This is a genomic window from Micromonospora foliorum (genome assembly GCF_022229015.1).
In the GTDB taxonomy this organism is placed as follows: Bacteria; Actinomycetota; Actinomycetes; order Mycobacteriales; family Micromonosporaceae; genus Micromonospora; species Micromonospora foliorum.
In genome coordinates this window covers 1-10,576 of record NZ_JAKKFF010000525.1, presented here as the reverse complement: position 1 = coordinate 10,576, position 10,576 = coordinate 1, and the positions used below count along the sequence as shown (strand labels likewise).

Here is a 10,576-nt window from a genome sequence, read left to right as displayed (position 1 = left end):
CGGTCAGGCCGGGCGGGCGCGGTCAGGCCGGGCGGGCGCCGACGGCGTCGCGGATCTCGGCGCCCACCGCGCCCTCGACGGCCCTGGCGCAGTGTGCGCAGCAGAAGAAGCGGCCGTTGACCTCGACGCCGTGCCCGACGATCTTGACCTGGCAGTGCTCGCAGATCGGTGCCATGCGCTGGATCGCGCACTCGAACGAGTCGAAGGTGTGCACGTCGCCGCTGACGGTGTGCACCTCGAACGCCATCCAGTAGTCGTTGCCGCAGACCTCGCAGGTTGCCACCGAAAACCTCCGTTAAGTGGACAAGTGCCTACAGAATCTCGCAGAGAGGCCGCGACGTGGGGCGGAACGTCGACGCCTGGCTACAACAGCGGCGTGTCGGCGTCGGCGTGTTGCCCGTTATGCCGGGTGAACCGCCGCAACCCCCGGAGGATCACCGTGATCAAGCGCAACAGACTCTTCGGCAACCAGACCCGGGTCACCTTCTGCCTGCCCCGGGATGTCCCGCCCGGCCCGGTGAGCGTCGTCGGCTCCTTCAACGGCTGGCAGCCGGGCCGGCACGAGTTGGTGGCCCGCCGCGACGGCACCAGAACGGTGACCGTGAAGCTGCCGCCGGGGGAGCACCGGTTCCGGTACCTCGGCACCGGCGGTATCTGGTTGGACGACGAGTCGGCCGACCAGGTCGACGACCGGGGCAGCCTGCTCCGGCTCTGAGAAGAAAACTGCCGTCATCGATGGATTTATCGATGGGAGTCTTTACTGTTAACAATGTTTAAATTACCTTGGGGGCACCCACCGGACCCTGGAGAAGGAGCTGTCCCGATGCGTCGAAGAATCACCGTCCCGCTGGTGGCGGCGGGTGCCGTCGCCGCCACCCTCACCGTCGCCGCCCCCGCGCAGGCGCATGGCTACGTCTCCGCCCCACCGAGCCGGCAGGCGCTCTGCGCGCAGGGCCGGGTGCCCGACTGCGGGCAGATCAAGTACGAGCCGCAGAGCGTCGAAGGGCCCAAGGGCCTACGCAGCTGCAATGCCGGAATCGCCCAGTTCGCCGTCCTCAACGACGACAGTCGCGGCTGGCCGGCAACCTCGGTGGGCAGCTCGCTCACCTTCACCTGGGTGAACACCGCCCGGCACGCCACCAGCAACTGGGAGTACTGGATCGGCAACACCCGGGTCGGCGTGGTCAACGGCAACGGCCAGCAGCCGGGCGCCACGGTGTCGCACAACGTCAATCTGGGCGGCTTCTCCGGCCGGCAGAAGGTCCTCGCGGTGTGGAACATCTCCGACACGGCGAACGCCTTCTACTCCTGCATTGACGTGCAGATCGGCGGCGGCGGGTCGAACCCGACCCCCACCCCCACCACCTCACCCACCCCGCGGCCCACCCCGACCAGCACGCCGACCACTCCGCCCGCGCCGGGCGGCACGTGGACGACGGGCCGGGCGTACCAGGTCGGCGACCAGGTCACCTACGGCGGAGCGACGTACCGCTGCCGGCAGGCGCACACCGCAATCCCGGGCTGGGAGCCGCCGAACGTACCGGCGCTCTGGCTCCAGGTCTGACCGCACGGGTGCGGCCCCTGGTCGCACCCGTGTCGCCGCTCTCGCGTGAACGGAGCAATCGGCATGCCCCGCCGTACCCCGCTGGCGTCCCTCGTTGCCGCTCTGCTGCTCACCGGAGCCTGCGCCGGACCGCCCACGGCGAGCCCGTCGGCCCTGCCGCAGCCGGCCCCCGCGTCCCCGGCCGGCTCGGCGGCGGCCGGGTCCGCGGGTGCCGGTCCTGCGATCGACGCGGACGCGATGAGCGGGATCGACGTGGTGTTCCTGAGCACCATGGTCGGGCACAGCGAACGCACCCTGCAGATCGTCCGGCTGGCCCGGGACCGGGTGCGCGACGACGCGCTGCGCACCCTGGCCGCCGCTGTCGAAGCGACCGAGGCCGACGAGCTGGCCGCCATGCGCGGCTGGTTGCCCACCACCGGGCCGGGCGCCAGCGCGGCCGCACACCACCACGACGGGCACGGTGACGACGCCGCGCTCGACCGGCTGCGGACCGCGCCGGACGCGGACGTCGACCGGGTGTTGCGCGAGGTGCTCGCCGACCACCAGCGAGCGGCCGCCGACCTGGCCCGGTCCCACGTCGGCGTCGGCCGCAACGAGCGGGTCCGCGACCTGGCCCGACGCATCGAGCAGTCCCGGGCCGCCGAGGTCGAGCTGCTCAGGGGTACGCCCTGAGCGCGGTCACTCCCTGAGCGCGGTCACGCCCTGGGTGCCCGGGTCAGCGGGGTTCCAGCTTGATGGAGACCGAGTTGACGCAGTGCCGGGTGTCCTTCGGGGTGAAGCCCTCACCGTGGAAGACGTGCCCGAGGTGACTGTCGCAGCGGGCGCAGCGGATCTCCGTACGGGCCATGCCGAGGGTGCGGTCCTCGATTTCCTTGACCCGGCCCGGGATGGCGTCGTCGAAGCTCGGCCAGCCGCAGTGCGAGTCGAACTTGGTGTCACTGGAGAACAGCTCCAGCCCGCAGGCGCGACAGTGGTAGACCCCCTGGGTCTTCGTGTCGACGTACTCGCCGGTCCACGGGCGTTCGGTGCCGGCCTCCCGCAGGACATGGAACTCCTCGGGGGTCAGTCGGACCCGCCACTCTTCGTCGGTACGGGGCAGCTCGTTGTCGTCAAGACTCACCCGTCAACGGTACGTCGAACGTCGGGGCCGTGGCATAAGGTCGCGGGATGGGTGGCACCAAGGCTTCGGCCGCAGAGGTCGAGGTGGCCGGGCACACCGTCCGACTGAGCAGTCCGGATCGAGTGATCTTCCCGCAGCGGGGGTTCACCAAGGCGGACGTCTTCCACTACTACCTCGCGGTCGGCGACGGGATCATGCGCGCCCTGCGGGACCGGCCGACCACCCTGCAACGCTTCCCCGAGGGCGTCGAGGGCGAGGCGTTCTTCCAGAAGCGGGTGCCCACCCGCGGGGTGCCGCCCTGGGTGACGACGGCGCAGATCACCTTCCCGAGCGGTCGGAACGCGGCGGAGCTCTGCCCGGCCGACCTGGCGCATGTGGCCTGGGCGGCCCAGATGGGCACCATCGTCTTCCACCCGTGGCCGGTGCGGGCCGCCGACGCCGACCGCCCCGACGAGCTGCGCATCGACCTGGACCCGCAGCCCGGCACCGACTTCGCCGACGCGGCGCGGGCCGCCGGCGAGGTCCGCGCGCTCCTCGACGAGCTGGGGGCGACCGGCTGGCCGAAGACCTCCGGTGGCCGGGGCGTGCACGTCTACCTGCGCATCCAACCCCGCTGGACGTTCACCGAGGTGCGCCGGGCCACCATCGCGCTGGCCCGGGAGGTGGAGCGCCGCAACCCCGACCTGGTCACCACCGCCTGGTGGAAGGAGGAGCGCGGCACCCGGGTCTTCGTCGACTTCAACCAGATGGCGCGCGACCGCACGATCGCGTGCGCGTACTCGCTGCGGGCCAACGCGCGGGCCACCGTCTCGGCCCCGGTCACCTGGGACGAGCTACCCGACGTCGACCCGGACGACTTCGACCTGCGCACCGTGCCGGCCCGGCTCGCCGAGCGGGGTGATCCGCACGCCGGCATCGACGACGCACCGTGGGACATCACCCCGCTGCTGGAGTGGGCCGAGCGCGACGCCGCCGCCGGTCAGGGCGACCTGCCGTACCCGCCGGACCACCCGAAGATGCCGGGCGAGCCCAAGCGCGTGCAGCCGAGCCGCGCCAAGCGCCCTCCGGAGGACGAGAGCGCCTGAGCTAGGTGCGCTAGTCGAGCCGTGTGCGGTCGCCGAGCGTCACAGGCATGACCCCGGGTCCACCGCCGTGCCGATGATCGCGAACAGCATCCGGCGGAACACGTCGACCTCGGTCTGGCTGAAGCCGGCCATCGCGTTCCGCTCCGCCTCCTCGCTGGCGTCGGCGACCTGCGCCCGTACCTCCTCGCCGGCGGCCGTGATCGCCGGAATGCGCAACCGGCGGTCGCGGGGGTCGGAGTGGCGGACGACGAGGTTCTTCTGTTCGAGCCGATCGAGTTGGGTCATGAGCGTGGTCTTGTCGAGCCCGAGCGCTCTGGCCAGCTCGACCTGAGTCAGCCCGGGTGTCTTGTCGAGGGCGCTCAACACGATGTAGTCCCGCAGCTGGAGGCCGTGCCTCTCGGCCTGTTCGCCGGTCACCACGTGCATCCGCTGGGCCGCGCGGTGCAATAGCCAGGTGATCTCGGAGTCGAGCGACGGCGCTGGTCCAGCGGTCATCGCGACGCACCCTCAAGCAGCGGGATGCCCTCGTAGGCGCGATGGTCGTGGGCGGGGACGACCTGCATCAGCTCGGTCAACGCGGCCGATCGCAGGAGGCCCTGGCGCACCTGTTCGGCGTCGCTGTCGGCGAGGGTCCGTAGCAGCCAGGGGCGTTCCACCCTCCGATGGACTCCATCAAGTTGCCAGGTCAGGTCGCCGATGAACGCGTAGCGCCGCCCCGCTGGGAGGGTCACGAACGCGACCACGGACCCCGTCGTGTGGCCGCCGGCCAGCGCCAGCACCAGTGACCCGTCGCCGTGGACGTCGAAGCTCGCGGAGAAGCCGAGGTACGCGGGGCCGTCGAAGGAGTATTCGCGGATCTCGTGACCGGGCGAGACGGCCCGGAAGACCTTGCCGTCACCGGCACTGGCGGCGTACTCAAGCTCGCCCCTGTTCATCCAGACCGGCAGGTCGAGCGAGTCCAGGCCGCTCGCGTGGTCCCAGTGCGAGTGCGTCAGGAACACCCCGCTGAGCCTGGTGCGGTCGTAACCACTGTCGTCGAGCTGCTCGCGCACCGTTCGGGTGGCCTGGAAGGGGGCGCGGGCGAACCGCGGCTGCATGGCGACATGCGCGGCGACGTTGGCCCCGAAGCCGGCATCGATGAGGAAGTCGCCGTTCGGGTGCCGTACGAGGATGGCCGTGGCGGCGAACTGCCGCTTGTCGTAGAACGAGCCGCCCCGGACGGCGAAAGCCGCCCGCGTCTCGTAGCTGCCGGTGGGCAGTTGGTAGATCGCCATGTCGGGTGGCGGCGTCGCCTCGGGAAGGGCGTCCGTCCACGGCTCGGGGGCAGGAAGGGTCTTCACGACTCGATCGTACGACCTCAGATCGTCTGAGGCCAGATGAAGTGTCCCATCCGGGGCTGTCGTACGCCTGTTCTAAGGTCTGTCTGTGATCGATGCGTTGGCGCGGGCGGACACTGCGGTGGCGAGCTGTGCCGACGCCGCCGTCTGGGCTCTCTCCGAGCACAACCTGATGAGCCCGGACCGCCGTCGGCGTGAGGATCATCACCAGGCCAGGGTGGCCCTACCCGCCCCTGGAACGAAGCTGCCACGCCATTTTTCGACAGCTCTCTGGAGCCGTCGGCTGCCATCAGCCCTTGGGTAGCTGACCACCCCCGGAGGGCTGGCCCGCGACCTCCCGATCCGGTGCCGCCAGAGCGGCCAGGGCCTCGGCGCTGCGGCTGCCCGACTCAGGCGTGCCGACCAGCAGTTGCTGACCGGGAGCATCCCGGACGTCAAAGGTCTGGTAGGTCAGCTCGACCCGCCCTGCCTCGGGGTGGTGTATGACCTTGAACATGCGGGTCAGGCCCTGCACAGTCTGGTCCGCCCAAAGGGCGCCGAACTCCGGCGAGTCCCGTCGCATGTCAGTTACGAGCGCCCGGATCTGGGGATCTTCCGGGAAGAGGTCGGCGTTGAGTCGTAGGGCGTGTACGACGTTCTCGGTCAGGGCCGGCCAGTCGGGGAAGACGGTGCGGGCCTGCGGATGCTCGAACAGCACCCGGACCATGTTGGTCGGGCCCGTGAACGGGGACAGCAGGGCAGCCGCCACGCTGTTGGTGGCCAGCACTTGGAACGCTGGACTGAGCACGTAGGCGGCGGAGGTGGGAAAGGCGTCCAGCAGCCGCAGCAGGGCGGGGTGGACGGAGTCCCGGGTGTTGTCCGGGCCGAGGCGAGGGTGGAGCCGGGCGAGCCGGAAGAGATGGCCGCGCGCGTCCGGGTCGAGGCGCAGGGCCCGGCCGATCGCGTCGAGCACCTGCGCCGAGGGGTTGCGCTCCCGGCCCTGCTCGAGGCGGGCATAGTAGTCGGCGCTCACCCCGGCCAGGACTGCGATCTCCTCGCGGCGCAGCCCCGGTACCCGGCGGTCGCCGCCCCCGTGCAGTCCGGCCTCTTTCGGGTCCACTCGGGCGCGGTTGGCCCGAAGGAATTCCCCGAGCCGGTTTGAATCGGGCATGTCGACCAGCCTAAGACTCCTGGCTGAGATCCCCGGCCAGCTGCCGGCTTCGCTGGCCCGTCCGCTGAATCGCCCAATCCGCAGGTCGAGGCGTACGGGACAGAGCACCCTGAATCGAATGAAACGTACGTGGTGCCAGGGTGTCGCGCACCCAGGAAGCCTCACCCTTCCCGGGCTCGCGTACCAGCCGGATGGTTGAGCAGCGGCGCTTGGTCGCAGGCCCGAAGCACAACAGGAGGATCAATGGGAGACAGTTCCGCCTCGAAGATCATTCTCATCACCGGCGCAAGTAGTGGTATCGGTGCGGCAACCGCCCGCCGGCTGGCCGCCGACGGCCATCACGTCGTGCTGGGTGCCCGGCGCGTCGACCGGCTCGCCGCACTCGTCGACGAACTGCGCGCCGCCGGTGGCACCGCCGAGCACCATGAGCTCGACGTCACGAGCCGTGACAGCGTGCTCTCCTTCGTCGAGGGCACCCACAACCGGCACGGCCGCATCGACGTACTGGTCAACAACGCCGGCGTGATGGCCCTGTCGACCCTCGACGCGCTGCGGGTTGACGAGTGGGACCAGATGGTCGAGGTGAACCTGCGCGGCACCTTGAACGCATCGCCGCCGCACTGCCGCTGATGCGGGCCCGCGGCACAGGGCACATCATCAACATCGGCTCTACCGCCGGGTACCGCGTCGACCCGACGGCCGCGGTCTACTGCGCCACCAAGTACGCGGTCCGGGCGCTTACCGAAGGGCTGCGCCAGGAGAGCCGAGACGTCCGGGTAACCCTGGTCAACCCCGGCTACACCCACTCGGAACTCACTGAGCGGGGAGGCGACCCTCAGGTGCGTGCTGCCGCCCACGCGGCGGCCGAGGAGCTGGGAATGCCTGCCTCGGCAGTCGCCGACGCGATCGCCTACGCCATCACCCAGCCCGACAGCGTCGACGTCAACGAGATCATCATGCGGTCCACGGTGCAGGGCTGATCGCACACCACGAGGAGGGCAAACATGAGCGAAGCGCTCGAGATGACGACGTTCCGGCTCGTCTCCGGCCTCACCGGCGCCGACTTCGTCAACGCCAACGACGACATCAACGAATACCTGCGACGGCAGCCCGGCTTCCGGTGGCGTCGGATCGTGCAGGACGACGGCGGCACGATCACCGACATCGTCGCGTGGGACTCCGCCGCCGACGGCCGGCGCAGCGCCTCGGGGATCATGACCGAGATGGCCGGCTCCCCGGTGCACGCCACCATCGACCACGCCACGGTCGACTTCCGGATCGTCCCGGTGCTGCAACACACCAGCTGACCCCGGCGCCCATACGGTCGCCACACCTGGTCACCCCGATCGTGACCAACGCGAAGAAGGCGGCCGACTCGCTGGACTGGGTCGTGCGCGAGACGGACATGCGCTATGACGGGCCCGCCCACCTGGTGTTGGCCACCCAGCGCCCCTCGGTCGACGTGGTGACCGGTCTGATCAAGGCGAACGTGCCGTCCCGGCTGGCCTTGTCTACCTCATCCCTCGCGGGCTCCCGGGTCATCCTCGACCAGCCCGGCGCGGAAAGCTGCTCGGTCAAGGAGACGGGCTGTTCCTGCCGATGGGCGCCTCCCGGCCTGCGCGGATCCAGGGTGCCTGGGTCACGGAGAAGGAAATCGCCGGAGTCGTCGCGCACTGCAAGAGCCAGCGCACCCCGACTTCCGTCCAGACGTGCTCGGGCCGCCGGCGGAAGCGAAGCGTCCAGTCGCGGAGGGCGTCGGCGAGGTCCGCGACCGGTGAATGAATTCGGGGTCCGCTGCATCGAGGGGGTGCAGCGGACCCTTGCTGCCTCCGGTTGGCACAGTGAGTCCGTTAACACCGGCCGAACGACCTCAGCCGCGTGCACCGCCGCCGCTCGGTGTGACCTGACGCATTAGACAACTTTCGAGAATATGTCTAGGCTGTCTAGCGTGAGCAACGTGGAGTTCAGCGACGACCCGAAGCGCGCCGGCGTCCTGGCCGCAGCGGTCGGGGTGTTCGGCCGCTACGGATTTCAGAAGACGTCCATGGAGGCGGTCGCCAAGGCGGCCGGCATCTCCCGGCCGGGCCTGTACCTGATGTTCCCCAACAAGGAGCAGCTGTACCGGGCCACCATGCGGGGCGTCATGGAACGCGCCCAGCGGGCAATGGAGGAGCGCTTTGCCGACCAGGCGCTGAGCTTCGACGAGCGGATCGTGGCGGGCCTGGACGCGCTGATGGGTCCCTACATCGACACCCAGGTGGCACGCGACCTCAACGAGCTGCTGGAGAACAGCGGGCCCCAACTGGGCTCGATGTTCCACGACTACCAGGAGCGGGCCCGCAGCACGCTGAGCACCCACATCGGCGCTCTCGCCCCGCCCGGCCTGCTCGACGCCGAGCTGACCGCGGACGACCTGATGGACCTGCTCTTCTCCGCCGCGCTGACCTGGAAGTCGACCTCGGTCACCCGCGACGACTTCCGCGACCGGATCCGTCGGGCGCTGCGACTGATCCGCCGCGCCGCAGCCTGACCCCGCCCACCTCCCCATCGCAGATTTTCTGCACCCTAGGAGTTCCGAAATGTCACGAATCGTCACCTCTTTCTCGGCCCAGTCGACCGCCGCCGAGGTGATCGCCGGCGTCGACCTCACGGGCCGTCGGGCGGTGGTCACCGGCGGCGCGTCCGGCATCGGCCTGGAGACCGCCCGCGCGCTTGCTAACGCCGGAGCCGACGTGACGGTGGCCGTCCGCGACACCGCCGCCGGAGAGCGCGCCGCCGCCGACCTCACGGCCGGCGGCACGCCGGGCACCATCCGGGTCGCCCACCTCGACCTGGCCGACCGCGCCTCCATCGACGCCTTCGTCACCGGCTGGACGGGCCCGCTGCACATCCTGGTCAACAACGCCGGTGTCATGGCCCTGCCGGAGCTGACCAGGACCGCCGAGGGCTGGGAGAGGCAGTTCGCCATCAACCACCTCGGTCACGCCGAGCTGACCCTGGGGCTGCACGACGCACTCGCCGCCGCCCACGGCGCCCGGATCGTCGTCGTCAGCTCCTCGGCGCACCAGCAGTCCCCGGTCGTCTTCGATGACATCCACTTCATCGCCCGGCCCTACGAGGCATGGTCGGCCTACGGCCAGTCGAAGACCGCGACGATCCTGTTCATCGTCGCCCTGGCCCACAGGTGGGCCGCCGACGGCATTACCGCCAACGCCCTGCACCCCGGCGGCATCATGACCAACCTGCAGCGACACCTCGACGACGCGCAGCTGCGCTGGGTCGGCGCGGTGGACGAGCAGGGCAACCGCCTGGAGGTGCCGCCGGGCTGGAAGACCCCGCAGCAGGGCGCGGCCACCTCGGTCCTGCTCGCCGCCTCCCCCGAGGTCGACGGCGTCACCGGCCGCTACTTCGAGGACGCCAACGAGGCCCTGGTCATCGCCGAGCGCTCCGATGGCATGAGCGGCGTGCTGCCGTACGCCCTGAATGACAAGGACGCCGACATCCTCTGGGAGGAGACGCTGCGGCTCCTGCGGCGCTGAGCACGGGGCCGACGAGAGTAGCCGGCAGGTCACCCGCGGTCCACCGGGGGCAGGCATCTGCGTCGCGTGCTGACCCGACCCGGGCTACCTCGACGCGCCCAGAGTCGACGTTGCGCCGAAGTGAAACAGGCTGGCACCAATAGTCAACGTGCCACCTGGTTGGTGAATCCGGGCTCAAGCGCCTCGACGGTGACTGCCCCCAGCTAGGACACCAGGAGACAAGGCTACGGGTCACGGCACGACTGCCATGATCGAGCTTGACCACCTCGTGAAGCACACCCACTCGCCCACCTGCGGCCCGCTCCACGACAGCCTGAATCTCGCCGATTCCCTCCCGACCGGGGAGAGACACGGCTACTTCCGCCGCGTCGAAGAGCTTCAGACAGGACGCCGGATCCCACATGAACGACCACACCGCCCCCGTGCTCTGCGGCAAGTCGACAGCGGCTGACTCTCTTACCTGAACCGGCCTGGTTGTCAGTCCCTGGTCCGTGATCCGACGGTGCGAGGCGACAGCCGAGGTGCTTCCGCTACCGCAGCGGCTCCATGCCGCGCGGACAGCGACGGCGGTTGACCGGGCCTCCGGTCAACCGCCGTGGAGGCGCTGCTGGGCTAGGCAGTGTCTTCAAAGGATCTTGGTGTTGGATGATGTAGCGCGTGGGTCGTCGCTACGAGTTGTCTGACGTCGAGTGGAAAGCGCTGTCGAGGTATCTGCCGTCGGCGGTAACTGGTGGTCGACCTCGGGTCGATGACCGGCGGGTGCTCAACGGGGTCGTGTGGG

The 10,576-nt window shown here is 70.0% G+C and carries 12 protein-coding genes and 2 pseudogenes; 9 read left to right on the top strand and 5 right to left on the bottom strand.

Features of this window, described 5'->3' with window-relative positions:
* Positions 1–22: 22 nt before the first annotated feature.
* Complete coding sequence (locus tag PSH25_RS29325; RefSeq protein WP_091400670.1) at positions 23–283, bottom strand: metallothionein; 261 nt, start codon at positions 281–283, stop codon at positions 23–25.
* 156 nt (positions 284–439) lie between these two features.
* On the opposite strand from PSH25_RS29325, the gene PSH25_RS29320 reads away from it, so the two are divergent.
* From PSH25_RS29320 to PSH25_RS29310, 3 genes are all read left to right on the top strand, one after another.
* Positions 440–715: an isoamylase early set domain-containing protein gene (locus PSH25_RS29320; RefSeq protein ID WP_238662094.1), complete on the top strand. Its 276-nt coding sequence runs from the start codon at positions 440–442 to the stop codon at positions 713–715.
* Between the two features lie 108 nt (positions 716–823).
* On the top strand, positions 824–1,564 hold the full coding sequence (locus tag PSH25_RS29315) for a lytic polysaccharide monooxygenase (RefSeq protein ID WP_238662093.1): 741 nt from the start codon (positions 824–826) through the stop codon (positions 1,562–1,564).
* Positions 1,565–1,627: 63 nt separating this feature from the next.
* Entirely contained in the window at positions 1,628–2,236 is a 609-nt protein-coding gene (locus PSH25_RS29310; RefSeq protein WP_238662092.1) for a DUF305 domain-containing protein, read from the top strand.
* A gap of 43 nt (positions 2,237–2,279) precedes the next feature.
* On the opposite strand, the gene msrB is transcribed toward PSH25_RS29310, so the two are convergent.
* A complete protein-coding gene (gene msrB / locus PSH25_RS29305) occupies positions 2,280–2,684 on the bottom strand; it encodes a peptide-methionine (R)-S-oxide reductase MsrB (RefSeq protein ID WP_091400676.1) in 405 nt (134 codons plus the stop codon).
* Positions 2,685–2,731: 47 nt separating this feature from the next.
* On the opposite strand from msrB, the gene ligD reads away from it, so the two are divergent.
* Positions 2,732–3,769 (top strand): non-homologous end-joining DNA ligase, encoded by a 1,038-nt coding sequence (gene ligD, locus PSH25_RS29300; protein ID WP_238662091.1) that lies wholly within the window; start codon positions 2,732–2,734, stop codon positions 3,767–3,769.
* A 39-nt stretch (positions 3,770–3,808) separates the two neighbouring features.
* Here ligD and PSH25_RS29295 read toward each other — a convergent pair whose 3' ends face one another.
* The 3 genes from PSH25_RS29295 to PSH25_RS29285 all read right to left on the bottom strand — a co-directional run bounded on the left by PSH25_RS29295 (position 3,809) and on the right by PSH25_RS29285 (position 6,256).
* Positions 3,809–4,264, bottom strand: a complete 456-nt coding sequence (locus PSH25_RS29295) for a MarR family winged helix-turn-helix transcriptional regulator (RefSeq protein ID WP_238662090.1) — start codon at positions 4,262–4,264, stop codon at positions 3,809–3,811.
* Positions 4,261–5,109 (bottom strand): MBL fold metallo-hydrolase, encoded by an 849-nt coding sequence (locus PSH25_RS29290; RefSeq protein WP_238662089.1) that lies wholly within the window; start codon positions 5,107–5,109, stop codon positions 4,261–4,263. The genes PSH25_RS29295 and PSH25_RS29290 overlap by 4 nt, the downstream gene beginning before the upstream one ends.
* A gap of 286 nt (positions 5,110–5,395) precedes the next feature.
* Positions 5,396–6,256 carry a helix-turn-helix transcriptional regulator gene (locus tag PSH25_RS29285; protein ID WP_238662088.1) on the bottom strand — a complete coding sequence of 287 codons (861 nt, stop codon included), beginning with the start codon at positions 6,254–6,256 and terminating at the stop codon, positions 5,396–5,398.
* A 243-nt stretch (positions 6,257–6,499) separates the two neighbouring features.
* Here PSH25_RS29285 and PSH25_RS34270 point away from each other — a divergent pair.
* From PSH25_RS34270 to PSH25_RS29260, 5 genes and pseudogenes are all read left to right on the top strand, one after another.
* Positions 6,500–7,236, top strand: a pseudogene (locus PSH25_RS34270) (SDR family oxidoreductase).
* 24 nt (positions 7,237–7,260) lie between these two features.
* A complete protein-coding gene (locus PSH25_RS29275; RefSeq protein WP_238662087.1) occupies positions 7,261–7,563 on the top strand; it encodes a DUF3291 domain-containing protein in 303 nt (100 codons plus the stop codon).
* Between the two features lie 20 nt (positions 7,564–7,583).
* Positions 7,584–8,028 (top strand): annotated as a pseudogene (locus PSH25_RS29270) (hypothetical protein); the annotation flags it as partial.
* 176 nt (positions 8,029–8,204) lie between these two features.
* A complete protein-coding gene (locus PSH25_RS29265; RefSeq protein WP_238662086.1) occupies positions 8,205–8,786 on the top strand; it encodes a TetR/AcrR family transcriptional regulator in 582 nt (193 codons plus the stop codon).
* Positions 8,787–8,835: 49 nt separating this feature from the next.
* Positions 8,836–9,795 carry an SDR family NAD(P)-dependent oxidoreductase gene (locus PSH25_RS29260; protein ID WP_238662085.1) on the top strand — a complete coding sequence of 320 codons (960 nt, stop codon included), beginning with the start codon at positions 8,836–8,838 and terminating at the stop codon, positions 9,793–9,795.
* The last annotated feature ends 781 nt before the right edge of the window (positions 9,796–10,576 follow it).